We start from the raw sequence: 24298 nt of genomic DNA, 5'->3' as shown, positions 1-24298 counted from the left end.
CGGCGGGTCACCTCAGGTGGGCGTCCAGCTCCGCCCTGCCGGTCGAGCGTGGCTCATCGGCCACACCGCCCAGCGGCACGATGATGGTGCCCGTTGCCTCCGACGTGGCGGCCGAAGCGATCACAGGGTCGTCCGCCGTCACGGTGATGAGCTGCTGGGCCGCCAGGGGGAGGACCTGCACGACGGTGGTCCCGGGCGACACCGTCAGCGTGAACCCTTCCCCGGCAGACACCTTCACCTCGACCGGGTCGGTCCCCGGGTTCGTGATCTGGAGGGCGCCACCCATCGTGGTGGCCGCCAGCTCCGGTGCGGCCTCCACGTCGACCAGGGTGGCGGGGCTCCCCGTCGGGCCGCTCACCACCACCCCTGCGGCCACCTCCTGGGTGGATTCGACGCGGATGGCGCTCGCCTCGCCGCCGAGCGATTCCGCGATGGGAACCACGACGCTCGACATGGGCTCGACGCTCAGGTCTGCGGTGGCGGCGAGTTCGTAGGACGACGTGGCGCCCAGCGCGGTCACGGTGATGTCGGCGCGTTCCTCGCGCGGGTTGCTGATCACCAGTTGCACGTCTGACGCGCCGGGGGGCACGCCCCCGATGAGGTGCTCCAGGGCGGGGCGCGTGGGCGCCACGTATCGGGCGGCGCGTCCCTCGACGTTGACCGCAGCCATGGCCACGCGCCCCTCGCTGGCCCGGAATGACACGCCCACCGGCCCCTCCGGGGACAGCACGGACAGCGCGATCCTGCGGGACACACCCGGGGCCACCGCGATGCCGCGGGCACCGATGGCGGCCACCTCACCGTCCGGGCCGAGCAGGGTGAGGTCCACGATGGCCTCGTTCGCGTCGCTGTTGGTGATCAGCAGTTCGGCGTCGCCCGGCTCCGTGACCACGATGGTGCCGGACGTCGCCGCGGGCGCACAGGGCGCGAACGTGCGGGCCGGCCCGGCCGCGTAGATGCCCGCGACCGCCAGGGCATCGGCGCCGATCACGAACGGCCCGTCCACCCCGGCGAACAGGCCCGAGCCGGTGCGGGAGAAGACCTGGTCGCCGGACTCCGTGGCCGTGGCGGTCATCGTCCCGGCCGAATAGGCCAGCGCGTCGCCCGACTGCAGGCAGGTCATCCGCGTGGTGCGGGGCAGGTCCACCGTCGCGGAGGCCGGCACCCGGGCCGGGGTCAGGAGCGACAGTCCCACAGCGAGGCCACCGATGACCAGGAACGCCACGAGGGTCACGAGTATCCGTCTGATCATTCCTGTCCCCTCCGGGCCGCCGTGGCGGCCCCCAGGGTGGGCGCCGCGAGCAGCGCGAGGCCCAGCATCACCAGGAGGTGCAGCACGAACCTGCCGTCGCGCGGCGCAGGCTCGACGACGAGTTCGCCCGCCTCGGCACCCGCGTCGAACGTGAGCATCTCGGTGTCCAGGGCCGCCCAGGAGAACCCGCTGGTGCGCTCAAGGTCGCGGCCGTTGAGCGTGGCCACCCAGTCTGACTCTGCCGGCTCTGCGACGACCAGGTAGCGCCCGTCGTCGCCCTCGGGAAGGTGCCCGTCGGTCACGGGTACGGGTTCCGGGTCCTCCGCTGCGTACGTCACGCGCGAGACCAGCCCGCTGACCGTCCAGACGACGGATCGGTCGTCCGCGGCGGCGCCCACCAGACCCTCCAGATTGTCCATGGCGGCCCGCTGGTCGTCGTCGAAGCCGCGCAGCCACACGTGGGACACGCCCATGAGGCGCAGTCGCTCAGCCAGGTCGTCCGGCACGGAACCGCTCGCGATGGCGTGCACCAGCGTGGTGAACTGGCCGGCGAAGGACCCCGCCGGATTGCGCTCCGCCGAACCCCAGCGGGGCTGGCGCGCATCCACGACGTTCCAGTCGACGGTGCCGTCCGGAGACAGCTCGACGGCCAGGGCCCTGGTGTCACGCGGGGAGAACATCACGTCGCGGACATAGCCCGGCAGCACGCTGGTGGTGGAACGGACCGGGCCGGCGAAGCCCACCCAGCCCCAGGCGCCGAAGGCCAGCAGGGCGGCCAGGACCAGCGCCAGCAGCGCCGCGCGCCGTTTCCGGCCCGCGTCCCGTTCGGCGAACACGACGGGTGCCAGCAGCGCCGCCACCACGAGCAGCGCCCACGGCGACAGCAGCGCGCGGGCCGTGCCGCCGTCGACCTCGAGCGTGAGCCGAGACAGGAGCGTGCCCAGCACCAGGGGCGCCGCGATGCCCACCAGCGTCCAGAGCCACTGGCGGTACCTGAGCCCGGCGACGGCGAACAGCGCCACGACGCCCAGCACAGCGAAGAACGCCACGTTGGCCCAGACGGGTAGGCCCGAGGGGAGGATGCGACCCACGACCAACGCGTACGAGGCGGGCGGGAAGTCCGGCCAGGCGAGCGGGTCCACCCCCGTCAGCAGGCGCCCCGGGTAGCGCGCGAGGGTGGGCAGCCAGGGCGCGAAGAAGATCCAGGCGGGAAGCACCCCCACCACCACGTCGACGACGCGGTGCCGGTGCCGCGCGCCCCAGGCGACGCCCGCGATGGTCACGAAGAGGAGAGCGGCAGGCCACACCGAGGCCACCACGATGAGCCAGAAGCCGGCGCCGGCAGGCGCGCGGAGCCGTTCGGCACCGCTGGCCTCGCTCCGCACGACGGCGAGCACCGCCCGAGCCAGCAAGGGCCCGGCCACCGAGAGCACCATGCCGCTGACGTCGCCGGCCGTCACCAGCCCCAATAGGATGGTGGCGCCGGCCCAGACCGCGCTCACCGCGGCAGCGGGCCCCGCCGCGAGTCCCACCCGCCGCAGCAACGCGAGGGCGGCCAACCCGGCCAGCAGCGGTGTCAACAGCACGGCGAGGAAGGCGAACCAGCCGGGGCTGCCGAGCCCGCCCAGAGACGCGAAAGCGGCCAGGCCCAACCAGGGGGCCTCGCCCGTGAGGTAGGCCTGCCAGGCGGCGCCGAGGGACGACGGCGCCGGCAGCATGCCGCCGCCCGAGACAGGGCCTGCACCCAGCAGGGTGCGCCCGGCGATGAACGCGGCGATGAGCAGGACGACGACCAGGGCGGTCACCGGCGAGAAGACCCTGCGGCGGATCTGCCCGCCGGCGAAGTCATCGCCGGTGAGTTCGTCGATCGAGGTGTCCGCCGAGACGTCGGTGAGGTTGCGGTAGCGCTCGGAGAGTCCGTGGCCCACCTTGTCCGCCGCGTTGCGCACCGGCCACCAACGGTTGGGCAGCAAGTCTGAGGGCGTCATGTCCTCGGTGGGGAAACGGTCCTTCAGCGACCGGGTGAGGGACGAGCTGCGCTGGTACCTGCCCAGCGCGCGCATCTCCGCAGCGGCGAACGACGGCGACTTGCCCAGCAGGAAGCCCAACGCCCGGAACACCGAGGCTGCGGCCAGCCCGAAGCCCGAGGCCCCGCGGGCGCCCGCGATGCGTAGCGCCGCCAGCCTGTCGTCGAGGTGGGGGTGTTGTTTCGAGGGCCGCTCCCCCGTGTGCCCCACCCGCCGGTGGTGCAGCGAGGCCGCGGGCCACGTCAGCACGCGGAAACCAAGCGCGTTGGCGCGCCAGCCGAAGTCGACGCCGTCGCGGTGCCGCTCCACCTCCGGGGCGAGACCACCCACCTCGCGCCAAGTGCCGCCGCGGATCAGCAGGCCCGCGGTGGAGGCGCCCAGCACGTCGCGCGGCTCGGTCTGCCCCTGATCGACGTCGCCGGCCTCCACCATGGGGACCCGGAGCCCGCCCGGTGTGATGGCCTGGCCCACCTCGGAGAGGGTCTCGGGATAGTTGCGGCGCTTGGGCTGCAGGAGTTTGGGCACCACGACGTCGGCCTGGCGGGCGCCCTCCAACAGATGCGCCAGCGCGTCCCGGTGGGGTGCTGAGTCGTCGTGGAGGAGCCAGATCCATTCCGGCTCGGTGTCCGCGAGCGCCGCATGGACCGCGCCACCGAACGTGGTGGTGGCGTCGGCGCGGAGGAAGTCGTCAATGACGCCCTCGTCCAGGGCCCGCGCAACCAGTTCTGGAGTCTCGTCAGTTGAGCCGGTGTCGACGACGACGATCCGGCCGGGTCGGGTGCTCAGCATCGCGACGGACAGCAACTGCCGGGGCAGCCATTCAGCTGCGTTGTGGGTCACCATGACGGCGACCACAGAAGAAGGATCGACCTCGGGGACGTCAGCGACGGGGTCTTCGTGCTCGATCCACGACCAGAGGTCGTCGTCGATCACCCCGCGCTGCGGTTCCTCGGTCACGAGGCGCTCAGCCGGCAGCGCGCTTGAGCTTGCGGCGCTCCCGCTCAGAAAGCCCGCCCCAGATGCCGAAACGCTCGTCGTGTGCGAGGGCGTATTCAAGGCATTCGGTGCGCACTGTGCAACTCAGGCAGACCCGTTTCGCATCACGGGTCGACCCACCCTTCTCAGGGAAGAAGGCTTCCGGATCGGTTTGGGCACACAGCGCTTCAGCCTGCCATGCAAAAGTCCCCTCATCAGCGAAGAGCTCCCATGTCTCGTCCATGTACCCCTCCTTTCTTGCCTTGAATTACACACGAGTGATTTTGATCGGTCAAGCGGAAGGCGGATATCCGTCGAAACTATTCACGCATTGCGGTTGCTCACCCTGTAAGGCGGACGGATCAGGGTGCCGTTGGGATCCTCTTCGTCGGCGCGGGGCCAGGGAGTGGTCGACGTCGTCCATGTCCCGGGTGAGTGCTGCGACTGCTGTTCCGACGGCGTCTGGGGCGACCCGGCCGGTTCCCGCTTGGGGTTGATCACCGTCGAGTGGGCCTCTGGAGTGGGCGCCGCTGTAGGGGGCGGGAGTTGGGCTCGAGCCTGCCGATCCTGGGGCGACGACGACGCCGCCATGGCAGACACCCGGACCACCGTGGTCGCCCCCCAGACGACGACACCGAGGCTCACCGCGAGCGCCGTCACGGACAGCGGCCAGAGGAGGAAGCTGCGCCCCGACTCACCGACGGGGAGGAGGACCAGCCCGACGAGCAGCAGCGCGCTGACGTGAACCACCGCGGAAGCCACCAGGACGACCGCGAGGAGACGCCTCACGAACCGGGTGTCTCGCATGGTTCCTCCAGACGGCTGCGGACGGGTTAGGCGTATTCTGCCCCAACACGGGTTCGCACCAGCTCGACGAGTTCACGGATCCGCTCGGAATCTTCGAGGCCGGCCACCAACGTGGCAGTCTCCGTGGCCACCACGAGACAGTTCTTCAGGCCCAGCGCGGCCACCACATGGTCCGGCCCAGCGGCGTTGACCAGCACCGAGCCCGACGAATCCAGGGTCACCGTCCGGCCGTCGACGGCGTTGCCGTGCTCGTCGCGGGTGAACAACTCCGCGAGCGACAGGAAACCACCCACGTCCTTCCAATGGATGTGCAGCCCGACGCTGACCACCTCGGCGTCGGTCTTGCCCACGGAGGCGGGCTCCATCACCGCGTAGTCCACGGAGATCTTCTGGAGGGTCGGGAACAGCTCATCCAGGCGCTCGGGATGCGCCACGATTTCGCGCACGGTCCGGGCCGTGTCCGGCAGCAGCTGGTCCAGTTGGCTGAGCAAGGTGTTGGCCCGCCAGACGAACATGCCGGCGTTCCACCAGTACTCCCCCGAGTTCACGTATGCGACGGCGACGTCCCGGCTGGGCTTCTCCTTGAACTCCGCGACGCGGTGGACTCCGCTGAAGCCCTCGAGTTCGTCCGCGCGGTGCAGGTAGCCGTAGCCGGTGTGCGGCGAGGTGGGCACGACGCCGAGGGTGACCAGCGCGTTGGGGCGGGCCTCCGCGACGTCGAAGGCGAGCGACAAGGAACGTTGGAACTCGTCGACGGGTTCGATGATCTGGTCAGCCGTCACCATGGCGACCACCCCGTCGGGATCACGGTCCGCGACGACGGCTGCGGACCAGGCCACCGCGTTGAGGGAGTCGCGGCCCTCGGGCTCCCCCAGGATGTTGCCGGGCGCGAGTTCCGGAAGCTGGCGTGCCACGTCGTCGGCGTAGCTGCGGCCCGTGCAGACCAGGATGCGGTTCTTGTCGACGAGTCCGTCCAGTCGTTCGTAGGCCAGCCGGAGCAGGGACTTCCCGCCCACCATCTCCAGCAACTGCTTCGGCCTGCCCTTGCGCGAGAGCGGCCACAGGCGCGTGCCGGACCCACCGGCCATGATGACGACGTAACGCATGGAAAGACCCTAGCCGTCTAGGCTGCACCCATGCTCGTTTCCGCCCTCCAGAAGCGCGTCGCCCGGCAGGGCGCGCAGCCGCTGTTCACCTACTACGACGGAGCGGAAGGCTCACGCATCGAACTGTCCGCGGTCACGTTCGCCAACTGGGTGGACAAGACCGCCAACCTCATCGCGGACCTCGGGCACGACGACGGCGAGCCCATCGACGTCGCGCTGGCCTCGTCGCATCCCGGCCACTGGGTGACGATGGTGTGGATCGCGGCCGCCTGGCAGCGGGGCTGCCCCGTCAACAGCGACGCGACGGGCGCGGATTTCCTGGTGGTGGGGCCCGGCGATGACCGCCGCGCGGAGATCACGGTGGCCTGCTCGCTGCATCCGCTGGGCCTGGGGTTCACCACCCCGCCCGTGGACGCCGTCGACTACCGCGAGGTGTTCGGGCAGCCGGACCTCCACGACGTGGCGCTCGACGGCGAGTCCTTCTCCTGGGACGGCGCCGCCGCCCCGGAAGTGGGCGCGAGCGACGGGCGCGTGCTGCTGCGTGACCCGGCACCCGGGTGGGAGACGGTGGCGCGTGCGTTGGTTGCGCCGGTGCTGGGCACCGGCTCAACCGTCGTGGCCGTCAACACCTCAGACGACGAAGCCGCCCGGATCGGTGCCGACGAGCGCGTCACTCACTGAATGTCTTCGGCGCCCTCTGCCGGGTCCTGATCGTGGACGCGGTTGTCAGGATGGGTCTCGCCCTCGTTCTTCGCGCCTTCGGATGCCTCCTGGGCGTGGACGCGATCATCGTCGTCGTGCTGATGATCCACGTTCGCCGGATCTGCCTGGTTCTGTGACATGGCTGCCTCCTGGTTGTCGACCACCGCGAGCGCGGCGCCTCCACCCAGTGTGGCAAGCATCTGGCGCACATTGGACAGTTGCGCCGTAATCGAATCGCGACGCTGGGTCAGCGCCGACAGTTCGCGGTCCGAGTCGCGGCGGATCCGGTCTGCCTGCGTGCGGGCCTCCCCGATCAGCTCGTCGGCCTCGGCCTGCGCCTTGTTGCGGATGGATTCGGCCTGCGTGTTGGCGTCGGCGATCACGCGCAGCGCGTCGTTCTCGGCGCCGCGCAGGTTCTCCTCGGCGGCAGTGAGCTGCTCCTCGCGCTGGCCCATGGCCAGGTTGAAGTCTGCGGTGGCGGCGTTGCGGCGTTCGGACAGCGTCCGCTCGAAGTCCGCGGCGGCCTGGGCGGCGCGGGCCTGCTGGGACTCGTAGACGGCCTCGGCCTCTTCGCGACGGGCCGCGGCCTCGCGGTCCGCGTTGTCGAGGATCTCGTCGGCCCGGCGCTGGGCGCCGGTGAGCTTCGCCTCGGCGTCGGCGTCTGCGGAGCTGCGCGTGTCGACGGCGTACCGGTCGGCCTCGGTCAGCGCGGCCTGGGCCCTCTTCTGCGCGTCCTCGACGAGCTGGTTGGCCTTCTCCTTCGCCGCCCGTTTCATCTCCTCGGCCTCTTCCTCGGCCAGGGTGAGGATGCGGCCCACGCGCTCGCCGAGATCGGTGAAGGCCGGGCGCGACACCATGGACGCGGCGCGGGACTGCTCCTCGGATCGGCTCTTGGCGGCGGCCAGTTCCTGGGCCAGTTGCTCGCGCTCCGCGGCGGCCTCCTTGAGGCGGATGGTGAACTCACCCAGCTCTGCGCGGGCGGAATCCAGCGCCTGCTGCAGCGTGGCGATCTCGGCGTCGACCTGGGCCGGCTCGTAGCCACGAAGCACGGTGCGGAAAGTGGAGCTCATGAGTGTTCCTCGTCTTGAGTGGTGGTACCTGGCACTGACAGCGCTTCGATCACGCCGGAGAGCGAATTGAGTTGCAGGGTGATGTCGTCGCGGCGCTTCGTCAGCCCCGCGACTTCCTGCCGGGCAGCGGCCAGCATGTCGCGGGCCTGCGTGCGGATGGTCTCGGCCTCGACCCGCGCGTCGGACAGGAGGCGGACGGCCTCCTCGCGGGTGGCGCGGGTGCGTTCGTAGGACGCCTTCTGGGTGCGCTCGAGCTCTGCCGTGAGCTGCTCGCGGAGCATCTCGGAGCTGGCTTCAGCCTCCGTCATGCGCTGATCCGCCCGCTGCACGATCGCCTCCGCTTCGCGCTTCGCCCGTTCCACGGTGTCGGCAGCCTGCTGGTCCGCCTCCGCCCGGGTGCGCTGGGCGTGCTGTGCGGCGGCGGCGAGTTCGGCGTCGGCCCTGCCGCGGGTGTCGTGCGCCTCCACGTCTGCCGCGCGCAGCCGCTGGCGGGCTGCGTTCACGGAACGCTGGGTGGTGGCCGACAGCTTGGCTCTCAGCTCCGCCGTGCGGCGGGCCTGGTCGAGGTGCGCCTGCTGCTTGCGGCGCGCCACGTCCACGCGCGCGCCGTCGAGCAGCGCCGCGACGGTGGTCTGGGCCCACTCCATCTGGCTGGAGGCCGCCGCGAGTTGCGCGTCGGCCTGCCGCTGCGCCTCGGACGTCAGCCGGGCCACCTGGCCCGCCGTCTCCTCGCGCAGCTGCGTCATCTCCCGCTCCACGGCTTCGCGCTCGGCGGCGAGCCGCGCTGCGGCCTCGTCCTCCAGCCGCTGCATCTCTTCCCGGCGGGCGGCGAGTTCCTGGTCCGCTTCGGCCTGTTCCCTGGCGATGCGCTCGTCGTGCGCTGCGCGCTGGGCTGTGAGTTCGTCGTCGACGAGGGCGCGGGCGGCGTGCCCCTCCACCTCGACCTTCTCGCGCCAGGCCGACACCTCCGCCCTGATGCGTGCGGCCTCCGCGGTTGCGTCCTCGAGCTGGCGCGCAGCCCGGCTCTGGGCTTCGGCGACGATGCGCTCCGCATCGGCACGCGCTTCAGCGACGACCTCGTCGGCACCTTCCTGGGCACGTCCGCTGATGGCGCCGGCCTGCGCGACGGCGTCTGACAGCGTGCGCTGGGCGTCCGCCTTCGCCTCCTCCAGCCGACGGCGGGCGAAGGTGACCTCGCCCGCCAGTTCATCGCGCTGCTGGGTGAGTTCGACGGTTTCGGTGCGGATGCGGTCTGCCTCTGACTGGGCCTCTTCGCGCAGCCTGTCTGCCAGTCGTTGGGCTTGCAGGAGTACTTCGGTGGCAGCCCGGGAATCAGTCCCGCGCGATGCGGGCTCCGGGGTCTGCCAACTCATGGGATCCATCTTGGCACGTTCCTGCGGGGCACTCATCCCAGGGTGTCAGCGCGATCCGGCAGACCACGGACGAAGCCCGCGCCCCACGCCACGTGCATGATCGCGAGCACGAGCGGCAGGCGGGTGCGGGCCCGCGCCGTGGTCTCCATCGTTGCGGTGGCCACCGTCAGGAACGACATGTAGACCAGCGGCGCCACGAGGAGCGCGGTGAGCAGCCGGTTGCGCAGCACGAGGCCGAGCAGACCCCCGAGGAGACCGCCGCCCATGCCCAGCACCGCGAACGGCGGGGCGAGATAGCGCAGCGAGGCGGTCTCCGGATGGCGGCGGATCACTTCGCGGCGCCACTGGCCGGTGGTGAAGAACTGCTTGGCGAGCGCCTCGTAGCTGTTGCGGGGACGGTAGACGACGCGCAGGTCCGGGGAGAAGTAGACGAGGTGGCCGGCGGTGCGGAGCCGGTAGTTCAGTTCCCAGTCCTGGGCGCGGTGGAGCGTCTCGTCGAATCCGCCGATCTCCTCCAGCACCTCGCGGCGGAACACGCCGAGGAACACGGTGTCGGCCGGCCCGGGCGGGGTGTCGGCGAGGTGGAACCCACCGCCCCCGAGGCCCAGGCGGGAGTTGTACGCGGCGGCGATGGCCTCCGAGAGGGCCGAGGTGCCCTGCGCGTCCATCCGGCCGCCCACGTTGGCGGCGCCCGTCTCCTCGAGGAGGCGCACCGCGGTGGCGATGTAGCCGGGGCTCAGCTCACCGTGCCCGTCGACACGCACGATGACGGGGTGCCGTGCCGCGTGGATGGCGATGTTGAGCCCGACGGGGGTGTACCCCTCCGGGTTGTCGAGAACCCGGATGCGCGGGTCAGCGGCCGCCAGCTGGTCGGCGATCTCCCTGGTGCGGTCTGTGCTGGGAGCCACTGCGAGCAGGATCTCCAGGTCGCCCGGATAACCCTGGCTGAGGACCCGCTCGACGGCCGCCGTGAGGTGTGGTTCCTCGTTGCGGATCGGCATCACCACGCTGACGCTCTGCTGCACGCTGCGGACTCCCTTCTCCGGCGCCCACTTTAGTGGGCGTGGCTCACGGAACCGAGCAGACCAGCTCAAGGTCGCCAGCGTCACTGACCGATTCGTCGGCCTCCACCTCGGCGCCGGCGGCCTCGACAGGGGCGGGATCCGCGCTGTCGGTGGTGGGTTCGCCGCCCTCGGCGGCTGGGGCCTCGGAGGACGCCACAGGAGACGCCGCAACGGGGGCGGCCTGCGTGGTGGCGGCATCCGGGGAGGCCGCCGGGGCCGGCGACCCCGTCACCTCGTCGAGCGCTTCGGACGCGTCGATCCTGTCGCGGACCGTACTGCGGATCAGGTCGAAATCCGGGTCCCCCGTGACGATCAGCGGGGGCGTGAAGTTGACGGAGACGATGCTGAGTTCCTTGGCCTGCAGGGCCAACTCGGCCAGGCGGGTGATCTCGCCCGTGCCGACGTCGGTGCGCAGCACGTCGCCGCCCGCCTTGGACAGTTCGACGAACTTCGTGGCCACCGTCATGGGGTCCAGCTGGTTGGCCATCGCCGACATCACGCACTTCTGGCGCACCATGCGCTCATAGTCGCTGCTCTCCGCCCGGGAGCGGGCGAACCAGAGCGCCTGGTAGCCGTCGAGCCGGACGTCGTCGCCGGGCTCGATGTAGCCGTGGATGTTGCTTCCGCCGCCGCCCATCGGGATGGGCTTGGTGATGTTGAGCCGGATGCCGCCCATGGCGTTGATGAGGTTCTGGAAACCGGCCATGTCGATCATCGCGAAGTAGTTGAGTTCGAGGCCGAGGGTCTCGCTGATGGCCTCCTTCATCGCCTGGAGGCCCGGGTCCGCCTCGCCGGGGTAGAGATCGGCATGCTGCTCGCCCAGGGTGTAGACCCCGTTGAGCAGGCAGGCGTTGTCGGGGCAGACGTACCCCTCGGCGTAGAGGGCCCGCAGCGGGGAGGAGTCCGGGAAGCGCACCTTCTGCAGGTTGCGCGGCAGCCCGAACAGTACGGTGCGCCCGGTCTCCGCGTCCACGGAGGCCACGTTGATCGAATCCGGGCGCAGGCCGTCGCGGCCTTCAGCCGCGTCGACCCCGAGCAACAGCACGTTGTAGCGGCCGGCCTTCTCGTCGGTGTCGCCGCCGCCCTGCAGCACGACGCCGACGTTCCCGGCGGCCTGGAAACCGCTGGCGGCGACGGTGGTGATGCCGCCGACCCCCAGCGCGAGCGCCAGGGTGGTGACGGTGAGGGTGAGCCGGGTGCCCTGCCCGAGGCGCAGGGGCGCGGCCAGCCGCCAGGCGTCCACCAGGAGCAGCCCCCAGCCGGCGAAGAGGGCCCAGAGGACCACGCGCACGACGGTGGTCGCGGCGGGGTTGAGCAGCAGCCCGACGGTGGGGCCACGGAACAGGAGCAGGCCCAGCACCATCAGCACCAGCAGGGCCAGGGCGGCGCCGTAGACGCGGCCGGCCACGCGGCCCACCGCGCGGTTGCCGGCGAACCACTGCACCGAGCCCGGGAACAGTGCGGACATCAGGACGAAGCCGAAGGCGCGGCGGGCCTGCACGCTCTTGGCGGCTGCGGTCTTGGTGGACGGCACTGGTGATCTCCTCGGGGAAGGCTGATTTCCATCCTCACCCGCAGGTTCCCCTCAGCCCGGTAGCGCCACGCCGCGATGCCGTCGTTGGCGCACTAATGGGTACCCTTGGGCACGCGGAAAGGGGATGGCGAGTGCCACGAGGAGACGACGACATGAACTGGCTCTACCGGGACGAGAAGGACGAAGAGACCTCGGTGCTCCGTCCCGACGAGGTGGAGAACATGCGCCGCAACGACGCCCGTCGCGAGCGCGGCGCCGGCTATCCGCAGGGCACCGCCGGGCCGCAGCCGGCCGCCAAGGCCGGCCCGCCGTCGCAGCCGCCCACCGCTCCGCCTGCCGCTCCCCCGGTTGGCCGACCCAGGAAGCGCCGTCGTTTCCGGCCGCTCCGTCTGCTGGGCTTCGCCCTCATCCTGTGGCTGGCCTTCCTGATCGGCACCCCGCTCTACGCCTGGACGGCCGGCACCACGGTGGACACGGCGTCCGCCGGCGAGCGCCCCGCGGAGCAGCCGGGCAGCACCATCCTCCTCGTCGGCTCCGACGGCCGCGAAGACCTGAGCGCCGAGGACTGGTCGAGGCTGCGCACCGGCACCACCGACGGTCGCCGGACGGACACGATGATGCTGCTGCACACCCCCACCGAGGGTGAGCCGGTGCTGCTGAGCCTCCCGCGCGACTCCATCGTCCAGATCCCCGGCCGCAAGAAGAACAAGCTCAACGCCGCCTACGCCTTCGGCGGCGCTCCCCTGCTCATCGAGACCATCGAACTGAACACCGGCGTGCGCATCGACGGCTACCTCGAGGTGGGCATGCTCGGCGTCGTGGACGTGGTGGACGCCGTCGGCGGGATCGAGGTGTGCCCGAAGTTCGACATCGACGACGAGGACGCCCACATCACGCTCTCCAAGGGTTGCCAGACGGTCGACGGCGTCACCGCGCTGGGCTACGTGCGGATGCGCAAGGCGGACCCGAACGGCGACTTCGGCCGGGTCGAGCGTCAGCGCGAGACCATCGGCGCCATCATGAAAAAGGTCGCAAACCCCCTCACCGTGCTCAATCCGGTGCGGTACTGGAAGGTCAACATGGCGGCCTCGAAGTCGCTCGCGCGTGGCGAGGACACCGGCCTGGGATCCATGGCGCAGGTGGGAACGGGCTTCTTCAGCGTGATGACCGGTTCCGGGCTCAGCCTGACCGTCCCCGGCAGCGTGGCGAACACCAGCGTCGGCTCGTCCGTCATCTGGGACGACGCAGCTGCTGACGAAATCTTCGGGGCGATGGCTGTCGGCAATACGGCCGACTTGGAGAAGTACCGGCAGTAGCGGTCACTGGTCTGCGGTGGACCTATCCTCGAAGCACAGCCCACCCACTGCGCGCAGGAGAACACCGTGACCCAGAACCCACCACCCGGCTGGCAACCCAACGGTCCACAGCCTCCCCAGCCGCAGTGGGGTCGCGCCCCGCAACAGCCGCCGCAGCAGGGTCTGCAGGGCCAGCCCCAGAGTCCGTCCTTCCAGCAGCCCCGCCCGCAGCAGCCGGCGCCGTGGGGCACTCCTCCGCCGCAGCAGGGGCAGTGGGGCACTCCTCCGCCGCAGCAGGGGCAGTGGGGCACGCCCCCGCAACAGCTCCCGGGCCAGTACCAGCCGTACGCAGCTGCTCCCGTGAAGAAGAGGTCGAAGACCCCGGCGATCGTCGCCGGGGCCCTGGCTCTCGCGTTGGTGCTCGGTGGCGTGGCGTTCAGCCTGACGTTCTTCCGCGGTGCCACGCCTGCGGCGGCCAAGGGCCTCCCCTCCACCGTGGCGATGGCCATCGAGCTGAACCTGGCGCCGGCGCCGGCAGACCAGTTGAAGCTCGCCCGCATCGTCAACAAGTTCCCGGTGGGCGAGGAGATGTCGGAGACCACAGATTACAAGCGGGCACTGTGGGACCTCATCCCGGACGATTCCGGGGACAAGCCGTCCTATGAGGAGGTCGAGCCGTGGCTCGGCAACTCCGTCGCCCTCGGGTTCCTGGGCTCGGCACCGGACAGCGCCTCGGGCTTCGGCGACCAGGTCGTGGTGGCCGTCGAGACCACCGACAAGGAGAAGGCCGGGGCGTTCGCTGCGGCTCAGGCCGCCGCCGAGAACGAGTACTTCTTCGTCGACGACGTGCTGGTGATCACCAGCACGGACCTCGGCCTGGACGCCGCGGCGATCAGCGAGTCGTCGCTGGCGGATGACCAGGACTACAAGGCGGACATGGCCAAGCTCGGTACGGGCAGCCTGGCGACCTTCTGGGCAGGCTCCGAGGCCATCGACATGCTGATCAGCCAGAGCGGGCCCGGCCTCTCCCCCATGACCGACGTCGAGGCCCTCCGCGGCTCACACGGCGCCGCAGGCCTCAAGGTGGACGACGACCGTGTCATCCTCGACGGGCAGTTCTTCGCGCCAAACTACCCGCAACCGGAACTCGACGACATTCGCGCCTTCGCGAGTGAACTTCCCGGAGGCGTGTTCGCCGCCGTGGCGGGCGCCGCCTCCACAGAGTCCTATGAGCAGTCCTGGCGGTCCTTCGAGGCAGCCGGCCTGACCCCGGACCTCGAGTCGCTCGGCATCATGTCGGCCGCAGACCTGCAGGCCCTCATGGGCCGCCAGATGGGCGTCACCATCGGCATGGACGGTCAGGGCGAACCCGTGGTGGGAGCCAAGTTCGTCAGCGACGATCCTGCCCGTCAGCTCGAACTGCTGGACGGCGTCAAGCGGGTCCTGATGCCCGAGGGGAGCTTCGACGGGCTCACCGCCGAGCAGGACGGCGACACCGTTTACCTCGCGTACGGCCAGGGCATCGACGACATCCGCAGCCCCGCCACCACCCTGGGGGATTCCCCCGGTTTCACGGAAGTGATCCGGCAGGACGCCAGCAACCTGAGCTTCGTGGACCTCAACGCCGTGAAGAGCATGCCGCTCTACCAGGAGATGGCGGCCAGCGACTACTCGGCCGACTTCACCCAGTGGCTCGAGCCTGTCCGCGCCCTCGGCATGGCGGTTGAAGCCGCCGACGACGGCGACAGCAGCATCCGGCTCGAGGTGGTGTTCAACTAGGAACCGCTGGCTTCGCGGACGACGGCGCCTTTCGCGTGCGCCGCGTCCCGGAGCTGGTCCTGGAAGTCGAGCATCCGCTCGAGCAGTGCCTCGTCGCCGACGGCGAGCATCCGTACCGCCAGCAGGCCGGCGTTGCGGGCGTTGCCGATGGCGACGGTGGCGACGGGGACCCCCGCCGGCATCTGCACGATCGAGAGCAGCGAATCCATCCCGTCGAGGTACTTCAGGGCAACCGGCACGCCGATGACCGGCAGCGGGGTCAGCGACGCGAGCATGCCCGGCAGGTGCGCCGCTCCGCCCGCGCCGGCGATGATCACCTTGATGCCGCGCTCGTGCGCCTCGCGCCCGAAGCGCACCATGTCCTCCGGCATCCGGTGGGCGGACACGACATCCGCCTCGTAGGCGACGCCGAACTCGGCCAACGCGTCGGCCGCGGCGGACATCGTGGGCCAGTCCGAATCAGATCCCATCACGATCGAGACGAGCGGCTCAGGCATCGGGGTCTCCCATCAGGTAGTGCGCGGCGTGCCGCGCGCGACGACGCACATCGTCGAGCGAGGTGCCGAAGCAGGTGACGTGCCCCACCTTACGGCCGGGCGTGACCTCCTTGCCGTAGAGGTGCACGCGCACCTCGCGGTCACGGGCGAACACGTGCTGCAGCGCTCCGGTGAGGTCATCCTCGGCGCCGCCGAGCACGTTGGTCATCACGACGACGTCTGAGCGCATGGCGGGTGAGCCGAGCGGCAGGTCGAGGGCGGCGCGGATGTGGTTCTCGAACTGGCTCGTGAGCGCCCCGTCGATGGTCCAGTGCCCGGTGTTGTGCGGCCGCATGGCCAGCTCGTTGACGACGATGCGGCCGTCGCGGGCCTCCATGAGTTCGACGGCGAGGACGCCCACGACGCCGAGTTCGGTGGCGATGCGCACGGCCATCTGCTGGAGCCCCGCCGCGACCTCGTCGCTCATGCCGGGGGCGGGGGTGACGGTCTCGACGCAGATGCCCTGCTCCTGCAGTGTCTCGCTGATGGGATAGGCCACCACCTGCCCCGAGGGGGAGCGCACGACGATGGCGGACAGCTCCCTGGTGAAGTCGATGAACTCCTCCGCCACGATCCTGACCCGCTCACCCGCGGACGTCTCGGGCAGGTTCGCGAACGGTTCGCCGGCATCTTCGGGTCCGTTCAGCTTCCAGACGCCCTTGCCGTCGTAGCCGCCGCGGGAGGCCTTGGCGATCACCGGCCAGCCCTGGCTGTCGCCGAACGCGATGAGGTCCCGCGGCGAGTCTGCGACGGCGAACGCGGGGCAGGCGATCCCCAGCTCCGCCATCTTCTCGCGCATCTCCGCCTTGTCCTGCGCGAACCGCAGCGCGGCGGAGCCAGGGCGCACGGCGACGTGCTCGGCCAGGATGTCGAGGTGTCTTGTGGGCACGTGCTCATGGTCGAAGGTCAGCACGTCCGCGCCGTCGACGAACTCCACGAGGGTGTCGAGGCTGCGGTAGTCGCCGACGGTGTGGGCGGGTACCACCTGGGCCGCGGAAACGGCCGGCCCCTCGGCGAGCAGCCGCACGTCGATCCCCAGCGGAATGGCCGCCTGCTGCATCATGCGGGCCAGCTGCCCGCCTCCGGCGATGGCCAGTGAGTAGCGTCGAGTCACCCGCGAAGACTACTCGTCGGAGGTGTCCGGTGCCCCATGCATGTCGTAGAGCAGATCGTTGATGGTCACGTGGACGCGCTCCACGTGCGGCACGTCCGGCAGCGCCAGGGGCTGCCCCGCGGCCGTCTCCAGGATGAGCGTGCCGCAGCCGAGCATGCGGTCCGTCATCGAGCGCTCGTAGTTGACGTTGTTGATGCGGCGCAGCGGCAGGTCATGGCCGGTCTTGTTGATGATGCCGCGGCGCGTGACGATGCGGCGGTCCGTGATGGTGTACGTGGAGGTGAGCCAACGCAGGAACGGCAGGACGACCGCACCGATCACGATGACCAGGAACAACGCGATCACCGCGTAGGTGCCCCAGGGCTCCCAATCCGGCGGCAGGAGGGCGATGGCGAAGCCAAGGAGGGAGCCCATCACGATCAGCACCAACGCCGGCACGATCAGCACCTTGCCGTGGGTGCGCATGGAGGCGACGATGTGTTCGTCGCGGCCCAGTTGGTCTCTCTTGATCGCCATGGCCACAGTCTGGCATGCGCCGCCGACTATCCGAGGCGGGCGTGGATGACGTCGCCCACCGCGAACGTCTGGAGGCCCGACGCGGTGGCCACCTGGAGCCTGCCGAAGACGTCGACCCCCCTTCCGGTCCCCTCCACGGTGCGCCGGCCGTCGACCACCACCTTCAACTGCGCGCCGATGGACGAGCAGCGCGACTCGTACTCCTCCCGCAGCGTGCCGCGCAGCTGCCAGGCGGCGTAGAAGCGGGCGAAGTGGTTCAGGACCCCCGCCACGATGCGGCTCTGGTCCGTGGGGATGCCCTCTAGGCTCAGCGACGTTGCGTTGGGCACCGGCAGTTGCTCCTCGGTGAGCGTCACGTTGATGCCGAGGCCGACGACGGCGCGTGCCCCGTCGGGCTGCTCGACGCGCTCCGACAGGATGCCGCAGACCTTCTTGCCCCCGATGAGTACGTCGTTGGGCCACTTGAGTGTGACGCGGAGGGGGTCCGGCGCGAGTTCGGCCAGCGCCGACGACACCGCCATGCCCGCCAGCAGCGAGAGCCAGCCCCAGTGCTGGAACTCCGGCCTGGGCTTGAGGAGCACGGAGAGCGAGATGGACGAGCCGTGCGGTGAGACCCACTGCCTGTCGAGCCGCCCCCTCCCCGCCGTCTGCTCCATGGAGATGAGCGCGGCGCCTTCAGCCTCGCCGTTGTGCGCGCGCTTCGAGAGGTCTGCGTTCGTGGAGCCGGTGCTGTCGACCACCTCGACGCGGGTGAACGGGGTACCCGGTTCGAGGAGGCTGCGGATGGATTCGGCGTCGGGCAGTTCGGCGGTCACCGACTCATCGTAGGGCCGGTGTCAGCGCCTGCCTGTGTCAAAGTTGAGCAAGGGAATTGAGCGAAGTTCAATCCCGCTATGGTGAAGGCCATGGAGATCGACATCCACACCACCGCCGGTAGGATTGCCAATCTCGGAGTGCGCATCGATGAAGCCGTGCACGCCGGGTCCGCCGCAGCCGTGGAGAAGCAGCATGCCAAGGGCAAGATGACTGCCCGCGAACGGGTCATGGCCCTCCTCGATGAGGGTTCTTTCGCGGAATTCGACCAGTTCTCTCGCCACCGTACTAGCGCATTCGGTATGGATGCCCGCCGCCCCTTCGGCGACGGCGTCATCACCGGAACCGGGTCCATCCATGGCCGCCCGGTGTGCATCTTCAGCCAGGACGTCACCATCTTCGGTGGCGCGCTCGGCCAGGTGTACGGCGAAAAGATCGTCAAGATCCAGGACTTCGCCATGAAGACCGGGGTGCCACTCATCGGGATCAACGAGGGCGGTGGCGCACGCATCCAGGAGGGTGTCGTCTCGCTGGCGCTCTACGGGGAGATCTTCAAGCGCAACACCGTCGCCTCCGGGGTGATCCCCCAGATCTCGTTGATCATGGGTGCCGCCGCCGGTGGTCACGTCTACGGCCCGGCGCTGACGGATTTCGTCGTGATGGTGGACCAAACCTCGCAGATGTTCATCACCGGGCCGGAGGTCATCAAGACCGTCACCGGCGAGGACGTCTCGATGGAGGAGTTGGGCGGCGGACGCACGCACAACACGAAGTCGGGCAACGCCCATTACCTGGCCGCCGACGAGAACGACGCCATCGAGTACGTGCGCGACCTCATCAGCTACCTCCCCCAGAACAACCTGGAGGATCCGCCGGTCTGGGACGACGACGAGGTCGACCTGACCATCACGGACCACGACCGCGAGCTCGACCTGCTCATCCCCGACGCCGCTAACCAGCCCTACGACATGCGCGAGGTGATCCGCAACGTCCTCGACGACGACGAGTTCCTCGAGGTCATGCCGTTGTTCGCGGGCTCGATCATCGTCGGCTTCGGCCGCATCGAGGGCCGCTCGATCGGCATCGTCGCGAACCAGCCGACGGTGTTCGCCGGCTGCCTCGACATCGACTCCGCCGAGAAGGCCGCCCGGTTCGTGCGCACCTGTGACGCGTTCAACATCCCGGTGCTGACCTTCGTCGACGTGCCCGGCTTCCTCCCCGGCGTCGGCCAGGAGCACAACGGCATCATCCGCCGCGGCGCGAAGCTCATCTACGCCTACGCCGAGGCCACCGTCCCGCTGCTGACCGTCATCACCCGCAAGGCCTACGGCGGCGCGTACGTGGTCATGGGTTCCAAGCACCTGGGTGCCGACATCAACCTGGCGTGGCCGACGGCGCAGATCGCGGTGATGGGTGCCCAGGGTGCCGTCAACGTCCTCTACCGCAAGCAACTCAGCAACGCGGAGAACCCCGAGGAGGAGCGCGCGCGCCTGATCCAGGAGTACGACGACGAGCTGACCAACCCGTATGTCGCGGCGGACCGCGGCTACGTCGATCAGGTGATCTACCCGCACGAGACCAGGGCCCAGGTCATCCGGGCGCTGCGCCTGCTGCGTTCGAAGCGCGAGGTGCTGCCGCCGAAGAAGCACGGGAACATCCCGCTGTGACCGGCTCGCTCGAATTCGGCAAGGCCACTCTCACCGAGGAGGAGATGGCCGCGGTCACCGCCGTGCTCGTGGCCTCCGCCCGGCGTGAGACGTTGCGCTCGGCGGCCGACCGCCCGCTGGCCGGCGGCTGGAAGTCCTACTACCGCACCGTCCGCGGCCCGTTGATCACGGGCCGCGAGGCGTGGCGTACGTTCAACCGCATGTGATCAGATGCGGGTGATTCTGGCTTCGAAGTCGCCGGCGCGACTGCAGGTCCTGCGCAACGCGGGCCTGGATCCCGAGGTGGTGGTGTCCGGTTTCGACGAGAGTCAGATCGTCGATCCGGTGCCCACCCGCCTGGCGGCCAGGCTCGCGGAGGCCAAGGGCAGCACCGTCGTGCCCCACCTCGTGGGCGACTTCGTGCTCTTCGCGTGTGACACGGTCCTGGAGTTCGAGGGCCGGGCGCACGGCAAGCCCGGTACGGAGGAAGCGGCCATCGCCCGCTGGCAGCGGATGCGCGGGCATGAGGGCCTGTTGCACACCGGCCACCACATCGTCGTGCATCAGGGTGAGCGGTATTCGGAGCAGACGCGGGTCGGCTCCACCATGGTGCGCTTCGCGGACCTGTCCGATGAGGAGATCCGGGCCTACGCGGCCACCGGAGAGCCCCAGCGGGTGGCCGGTGCGTTCACGATCGACGGCTTGGGCGGCGCGTTCGTGACGTCCATCGAGGGCGACCCCTTCAACGTCGTCGGGATCTCGATGCCGCTGGTTCGGCAGATGGTGATCGACTCCGGCGTGCCCTGGCACTCGCTGTGGGTGGACCAGCGTTCCTAGGCGACGGGCCGGGGTTCGGACGTGGCCTAGGATCGTCCCCGTGCAACGGATCGGAATCGCCCTGGTGGCAGCGCTCGCCCTGGTGGGGTGCTCCGCCGCACCGCAACCTTCCCCCTCCGCCCCGGCGTCGTCGCCGCTCGTGAGCGACGCGCCGGAGGGTGGCGTCCTGCTCAGCTCGCTGGGCTACGTCAACGCGCCGGAGATGTTCTCCGTCCCGCTCCACGCGTCGATCACGGACCGCATCGATTCCTACAACAACGTCACCGCGGTGTTCTCCTCCCCCTCCGGGCAGGACATCGCCGCGTACCTCCGCGAGAACCTCGCGGGCATGGGCTTCACGATCACGGCGGACAAGAACCAGTCGATGCTGTTCACCAACGGCCGCTGGCAGGGGGCCTTCACCACGTCGGACTCCTTCGCCGCCCTCTCGCTGCGCACGGATCGCGAGACCCCGCAGGAGTCCGGCGACTAGGCTCTCACCATGACTCCCGACACGCTCGACCTGCTGACGGTGCTGCTCTGGGCAGGGCTCGGGCTCCTCGCAGGTTTCATCGTGTCGCTCATCCTGACGGCCCTGCTGAGGCTCATCGTCAAACGCCGCACCCGCAAGTTCGTCATCCGGCGCATGAGGCTGCCGCAACGGATCTTCTTCATCCTGCTCGGCGCTGGGCTCGCTGTGGCGTTCGTCACCCGCCCGCGCGTGCTGAAGGCCGCGCCCGAGTGGCGGCCGATCTTCCTCCAGGTGTTCCTCATCCTGATGATCTTCGCCGCCGCCTTCCTGCTCACCGGAGTGATCAGGGCCATCGGCGAGACACTCCTCAGCCGCGAGGACGACGCCGAGGAGACGCCCCACTTCCGCAGGATCCGCACCCAGTTGCAGATCGTCATGCGCGTGGGCCTGGCCGTGATCTGGATCTGTGCCCTGGCCGGGGCGCTCCTGACGTTCCCCCAGTTCCGGGCGATCGGCGCGTCATTGATGGCTTCGGCGGGCGTGCTGTCGATCGTCGCCGGCCTCGCCGCGCAGTCGTCGCTGGCCAACATCTTCGCGGGCATGCAGATCGCGTTCTCCGACGCGCTGCGCGTCGGCGACCTCGTGGTCTTCGACGAGCAGATGGGCTCCGTCGAGGAGATCACGCTGACCTACGTCGTCGTCCGGGCGTGGGACGACCGCCGCTGGATCGTGCCCAGCACCTACTTCACCAGCAAGCCCTTCGAGAACTGGACGCGACGCGAGCCCAAGCTGCTCGGCACCGTCGAGTTCGACCTGGACTGGTTGGCGCCGGTGGAGGCCATGCGGGTGGAGCTGACCCGCATCGTGCGCTCCAGCGAACTGTGGGACGGCCGCACGGCCTCCATGCAGGTGACCGACGCCACGGGCGGCCATGTCAGGATCCGCGCGGTCGTCTCCGCCGCGACGTCGGGCCAGCTGTGGGATCTGCGCTGCCTGGTGCGCGAGGACCTCATCGCCTGGGTGCAGCACGAGGCCGTCTACGCCCTGCCCCGCACCCGCCTCGAGCCCGACACGACGACGGCCCCGCCGGTTGAGGAACGCGAGGACTTCGTCGACAGGGTCGTCACCGAATGGGAGGCGGAGCAGGCCCTGGAGGAGACCAGCGTGATGCCGGCGGCCACCGGCAGCCTCGAGGACACGGAGGAGGACCCGGCCCTGCCGAAGTGGCTCCATTCGTGGCTGTCGCACCGCCGCAAGCCTGCCGATGTCCGGAGCAAGGAGGAGTCCCCTCTGGAGACCACGCTGTCGTCGCGCAGCCCGGAGGCCCGCCTCTACTCCGGCTCCCCCGACGCGGAGGAACGCGACCGCAAGATGTCGGGCCCCAGCGCCGCCGACATGGCCGAACGGGAGCAGACGGCGGAGCGCCGCGACACCCCCTCGTGATCGCACATCCGCGCAGAATCCACAAGGTTATGGACATTCCATCCGCGCGAAGCGCCGCCCACTAGACTCCGAGGCACAAACGAATGCAGGAGGAGAAGTGGGCAACGACGCCGTCTCAAAGGTTCTGATCGCAAACCGCGGAGAAATCGCTGTACGAGTCATTCGTGCCGCGCGGGATGCTGGAATCGATTCCGTAGCCGTCTACGCAGATTCCGACGCAGAATCACTGTTCGTCAAGCTGGCCGACGAGGCGTACGCCCTCAACGGCGCGACCCCTGCGGACACCTACCTCAACATCCCCAAGCTGCTCGGGATCGCCGAGCGCGCGGGCGCCAACGCCATCCACCCCGGATACGGCTTCCTCGCCGAGAACGCCCAGTTCGCCCAGGCCGTCATCGACGCCGGCCTGATCTGGATCGGGCCCCCGCCGGCCGCCATCGAGTCGCTCGGCGACAAGGTCAGGGCACGGCACATCGCCCAGAAGGTGGGCGCTCCCCAGGTCCCGGGCACGGCGGATCCCGTCGCCGACGCAGGCGAAGTGGTCGCGTTCGCCGAGGAGTTCGGCCTCCCGGTGGCCATCAAGGCGGCCTTCGGCGGCGGCGGACGCGGCCTGAAGGTGGCGCGCACCCTCGAGGAGATCCCGGACCTGTTCGAGTCCGCCACCCGCGAAGCCGTCACCGCCTTCGGGCGCGGCGAGTGCTTCGTCGAGCGGTACCTCGACAAGCCGCGGCACGTGGAGACCCAGTGCCTGGCGGACACCCACGGCAACGTCGTGGTGGTCTCCACCCGAGACTGCTCGCTGCAGCGCCGCCACCAGAAGCTCGTCGAGGAGGCCCCCGCACCGTTCCTCACCGAGGAACAGGTCACGCTGCTCTACGAATCCTCCAAGGCCATCCTCAAGGAGGCCGGCTACGTCGGCGCCGGCACCTGCGAATTCCTCGTGGGCACCGACGGCACCATCTCGTTCCTCGAGGTCAATACCCGCCTCCAGGTGGAGCACCCCGTCTCCGAGGAGGTCACCGGCATCGACCTGGTGCGCGAGATGTTCCGCATCGCCGCCGGCGAGGAACTGGGCTACGGCGACCCCGAGGTGCGCGGCCACTCCATCGAGTTCCGCATCAACGCTGAAGACGCCGGCCGCAACTTCATGCCCGCCCCCGGCACGCTGGTGAAGTGGCATGCGCCGTCGGGCCCGGGCGTCCGCGTCGACGAGGGGTACCACGTCGGCATGACCGTCCCGGGTGCATTCGACTCCCTCGTGGCCAAGCTCATCGTCACCGGCGCGGACCGGAAGCAGGCCATCGCGCGCTCCCGCCGCGCCCTGGCCGAACTGCAGATCGAGGGCATGCCCACCGTCGTGCCGTTCCACCAGGTGGTGCTGGCAGATCCCGCCTACACCGCGGCGGACGGGCACTTCACAGTGCACACCCGCTGGATCGAGACGGATTTCGCCACCGAGATCCCGCCCTACACCGGCCTCCTCGGCGAAGAGGATGACCACGAAGAGCCGGAGGTCATCACGGTCGAGGTCAACGGCAAGCGCGTCGAGGTCAAGCTGCCCGGCGGCTTCGGCGGCGGCAGGCCCGCGTCCGGCAAGACCATGAAGAAGCCCACGAAGCGCGACCGGGGTGGCTCGAAGGTCGCGGCAGCCAGCGGCAACGCCATGACGTCGCCCATGCAGGGCACCATCGTCAAGGTGGCCGTCGAGGAGGGCCAGCAGGTGGCCGAGGGCGACACCGTCGCCGTGATCGAGGCCATGAAGATGGAACAGCCGCTCAAGGCCCACCGCGACGGCGTGGTGGTGGACCTGAAGGTCGAGGCCGGTCAGGCGGTGACGGCCGGCCAGGTCCTCTGCGAGATCGTCGAGCCCGAGTGACGGGGTACCCCACTGAGCTGTCTCACCGGTGCCGGTGGCGTTGACCGCCACCGGCACCGCCGTCGTTCCACTCCTTGGAGGC

At 69.9% G+C, this 24298-nt stretch carries 22 protein-coding genes; 9 read left to right on the top strand and 13 right to left on the bottom strand.

What is annotated here, in order from left to right:
- Positions 1-7: 7 nt before the first annotated feature.
- From J7D54_RS04675 to J7D54_RS04655, 5 genes are all read right to left on the bottom strand, one after another.
- Positions 8-1252 carry a DUF5719 family protein gene (locus tag J7D54_RS04675; protein ID WP_182764480.1) on the bottom strand — a complete coding sequence of 415 codons (1245 nt, stop codon included), beginning with the start codon at positions 1250-1252 and terminating at the stop codon, positions 8-10.
- Positions 1249-4236, bottom strand: a complete 2988-nt coding sequence (locus J7D54_RS04670) for a glycosyltransferase (protein WP_182764481.1) — start codon at positions 4234-4236, stop codon at positions 1249-1251. Before J7D54_RS04670 ends, J7D54_RS04675 begins: the two co-directional genes overlap by 4 nt.
- A 7-nt stretch (positions 4237-4243) precedes the next feature.
- The gene (locus J7D54_RS04665) at positions 4244-4498 is read right to left on the bottom strand and encodes a WhiB family transcriptional regulator (RefSeq protein ID WP_182764482.1); all 255 of its coding nucleotides are present in this window, start codon (positions 4496-4498) and stop codon (positions 4244-4246) included.
- 80 nt (positions 4499-4578) lie between these two features.
- Positions 4579-5061, bottom strand: coding sequence for a hypothetical protein (locus J7D54_RS04660; protein WP_182764483.1), 483 nt, complete (start codon positions 5059-5061; stop codon positions 4579-4581).
- Positions 5062-5087: 26 nt separating this feature from the next.
- Positions 5088-6167, bottom strand: a complete 1080-nt coding sequence (locus J7D54_RS04655; RefSeq protein ID WP_182764484.1) for a mannose-1-phosphate guanylyltransferase — start codon at positions 6165-6167, stop codon at positions 5088-5090.
- Between the two features lie 30 nt (positions 6168-6197).
- On the opposite strand from J7D54_RS04655, the gene J7D54_RS04650 reads away from it, so the two are divergent.
- The gene (locus J7D54_RS04650) at positions 6198-6848 is read left to right on the top strand and encodes a TIGR03089 family protein (protein ID WP_182764617.1); all 651 of its coding nucleotides are present in this window, start codon (positions 6198-6200) and stop codon (positions 6846-6848) included.
- Here J7D54_RS04650 and J7D54_RS04645 read toward each other — a convergent pair.
- Genes J7D54_RS04645 through J7D54_RS04630 form a run of 4 tightly spaced genes read right to left on the bottom strand, consistent with a single transcriptional unit; the run spans position 6842 to position 11910 of the window.
- Entirely contained in the window at positions 6842-7939 is a 1098-nt protein-coding gene (locus J7D54_RS04645; protein ID WP_182764485.1) for a hypothetical protein, read from the bottom strand. The two genes, J7D54_RS04650 and J7D54_RS04645, sit on opposite strands and share 7 nt — an antisense overlap.
- Positions 7936-9312: a hypothetical protein gene (locus tag J7D54_RS04640; protein WP_182764486.1), complete on the bottom strand. Its 1377-nt coding sequence runs from the start codon at positions 9310-9312 to the stop codon at positions 7936-7938. The genes J7D54_RS04645 and J7D54_RS04640 overlap by 4 nt, the downstream gene beginning before the upstream one ends.
- Positions 9313-9344: 32 nt before the next feature.
- On the bottom strand, positions 9345-10337 hold the full coding sequence (locus tag J7D54_RS04635; RefSeq protein WP_256437889.1) for a glycosyltransferase family 2 protein: 993 nt from the start codon (positions 10335-10337) through the stop codon (positions 9345-9347).
- Between the two features lie 43 nt (positions 10338-10380).
- Positions 10381-11910 (bottom strand): LCP family protein, encoded by a 1530-nt coding sequence (locus J7D54_RS04630; protein ID WP_182764487.1) that lies wholly within the window; start codon positions 11908-11910, stop codon positions 10381-10383.
- A 131-nt stretch (positions 11911-12041) separates the two neighbouring features.
- Here J7D54_RS04630 and J7D54_RS04625 point away from each other — a divergent pair, with 131 nt between their 5' ends.
- Both J7D54_RS04625 and J7D54_RS04620 read left to right on the top strand, forming a co-directional pair.
- Entirely contained in the window at positions 12042-13226 is a 1185-nt protein-coding gene (locus J7D54_RS04625; RefSeq protein ID WP_182764488.1) for an LCP family protein, read from the top strand.
- 66 nt (positions 13227-13292) lie between these two features.
- A complete protein-coding gene (locus J7D54_RS04620; protein ID WP_182764489.1) occupies positions 13293-14984 on the top strand; it encodes a hypothetical protein in 1692 nt (563 codons plus the stop codon).
- On the opposite strand, the gene purE is transcribed toward J7D54_RS04620, so the two are convergent.
- Genes purE through J7D54_RS04600 form a run of 4 tightly spaced genes read right to left on the bottom strand, consistent with a single transcriptional unit; the run spans position 14981 to position 17965 of the window.
- The gene (gene purE / locus J7D54_RS04615) at positions 14981-15481 is read right to left on the bottom strand and encodes a 5-(carboxyamino)imidazole ribonucleotide mutase (protein WP_182764490.1); all 501 of its coding nucleotides are present in this window, start codon (positions 15479-15481) and stop codon (positions 14981-14983) included. The two genes, J7D54_RS04620 and purE, sit on opposite strands and share 4 nt — an antisense overlap.
- On the bottom strand, positions 15474-16634 hold the full coding sequence (locus tag J7D54_RS04610; protein WP_182764491.1) for a 5-(carboxyamino)imidazole ribonucleotide synthase: 1161 nt from the start codon (positions 16632-16634) through the stop codon (positions 15474-15476). Before J7D54_RS04610 ends, purE begins: the two co-directional genes overlap by 8 nt.
- A gap of 9 nt (positions 16635-16643) precedes the next feature.
- Entirely contained in the window at positions 16644-17150 is a 507-nt protein-coding gene (locus J7D54_RS04605; protein ID WP_182764492.1) for a PH domain-containing protein, read from the bottom strand.
- A 26-nt stretch (positions 17151-17176) separates the two neighbouring features.
- The gene (locus J7D54_RS04600; RefSeq protein WP_182764493.1) at positions 17177-17965 is read right to left on the bottom strand and encodes a biotin--[acetyl-CoA-carboxylase] ligase; all 789 of its coding nucleotides are present in this window, start codon (positions 17963-17965) and stop codon (positions 17177-17179) included.
- Positions 17966-18055: 90 nt separating this feature from the next.
- On the opposite strand from J7D54_RS04600, the gene J7D54_RS04595 reads away from it, so the two are divergent.
- The 6 genes from J7D54_RS04595 to J7D54_RS04570 all read left to right on the top strand — a co-directional run bounded on the left by J7D54_RS04595 (position 18056) and on the right by J7D54_RS04570 (position 24216).
- Positions 18056-19630 carry an acyl-CoA carboxylase subunit beta gene (locus J7D54_RS04595; RefSeq protein WP_182764494.1) on the top strand — a complete coding sequence of 525 codons (1575 nt, stop codon included), beginning with the start codon at positions 18056-18058 and terminating at the stop codon, positions 19628-19630.
- Complete coding sequence (locus J7D54_RS04590; RefSeq protein ID WP_245244139.1) at positions 19627-19836, top strand: acyl-CoA carboxylase subunit epsilon; 210 nt, start codon at positions 19627-19629, stop codon at positions 19834-19836. The genes J7D54_RS04595 and J7D54_RS04590 overlap by 4 nt, the downstream gene beginning before the upstream one ends.
- Positions 19837-19840: 4 nt before the next feature.
- Positions 19841-20446 carry a nucleoside triphosphate pyrophosphatase gene (locus J7D54_RS04585; protein ID WP_182764495.1) on the top strand — a complete coding sequence of 202 codons (606 nt, stop codon included), beginning with the start codon at positions 19841-19843 and terminating at the stop codon, positions 20444-20446.
- Between the two features lie 40 nt (positions 20447-20486).
- Positions 20487-20918, top strand: a complete 432-nt coding sequence (locus J7D54_RS04580; RefSeq protein WP_182764496.1) for a hypothetical protein — start codon at positions 20487-20489, stop codon at positions 20916-20918.
- A 9-nt stretch (positions 20919-20927) separates the two neighbouring features.
- Complete coding sequence (locus J7D54_RS04575) at positions 20928-22340, top strand: mechanosensitive ion channel family protein (protein WP_209455208.1); 1413 nt, start codon at positions 20928-20930, stop codon at positions 22338-22340.
- Positions 22341-22437: 97 nt separating this feature from the next.
- Positions 22438-24216, top strand: a complete 1779-nt coding sequence (locus J7D54_RS04570; protein WP_182764497.1) for a biotin carboxylase N-terminal domain-containing protein — start codon at positions 22438-22440, stop codon at positions 24214-24216.
- Positions 24217-24298 lie beyond the last annotated feature (82 nt).

Source organism: Tessaracoccus sp. MC1865 (assembly GCF_017815535.1).
Classification (GTDB): domain Bacteria; phylum Actinomycetota; class Actinomycetes; order Propionibacteriales; family Propionibacteriaceae; genus Arachnia.
This window is presented reverse-complemented; position numbering and strand designations above follow the sequence as displayed.

Coding starts and splice junctions, on each gene's coding strand:
- purE (WP_182764490.1), bottom strand. CDS start 15,481: ATGCCTGAGCCGCTCGTCTCGATCGTGATGGGATCTGATTCGGACTGG.
- J7D54_RS04650 (WP_182764617.1), top strand. CDS start 6,198: ATGCTCGTTTCCGCCCTCCAGAAGCGCGTCGCCCGGCAGGGCGCGCAG.
- J7D54_RS04665 (WP_182764482.1), bottom strand. CDS start 4,498: ATGGACGAGACATGGGAGCTCTTCGCTGATGAGGGGACTTTTGCATGG.
- J7D54_RS04655 (WP_182764484.1), bottom strand. CDS start 6,167: ATGCGTTACGTCGTCATCATGGCCGGTGGGTCCGGCACGCGCCTGTGG.
- J7D54_RS04575 (WP_209455208.1), top strand. CDS start 20,928: ATGACTCCCGACACGCTCGACCTGCTGACGGTGCTGCTCTGGGCAGGG.
- J7D54_RS04640 (WP_182764486.1), bottom strand. CDS start 9,312: ATGAGTTGGCAGACCCCGGAGCCCGCATCGCGCGGGACTGATTCCCGG.
- J7D54_RS04660 (WP_182764483.1), bottom strand. CDS start 5,061: ATGCGAGACACCCGGTTCGTGAGGCGTCTCCTCGCGGTCGTCCTGGTG.
- J7D54_RS04595 (WP_182764494.1), top strand. CDS start 18,056: ATGGAGATCGACATCCACACCACCGCCGGTAGGATTGCCAATCTCGGA.
- J7D54_RS04675 (WP_182764480.1), bottom strand. CDS start 1,252: ATGATCAGACGGATACTCGTGACCCTCGTGGCGTTCCTGGTCATCGGT.
- J7D54_RS04585 (WP_182764495.1), top strand. CDS start 19,841: ATGCGGGTGATTCTGGCTTCGAAGTCGCCGGCGCGACTGCAGGTCCTG.
- J7D54_RS04605 (WP_182764492.1), bottom strand. CDS start 17,150: ATGGCGATCAAGAGAGACCAACTGGGCCGCGACGAACACATCGTCGCC.
- J7D54_RS04645 (WP_182764485.1), bottom strand. CDS start 7,939: ATGAGCTCCACTTTCCGCACCGTGCTTCGTGGCTACGAGCCGGCCCAG.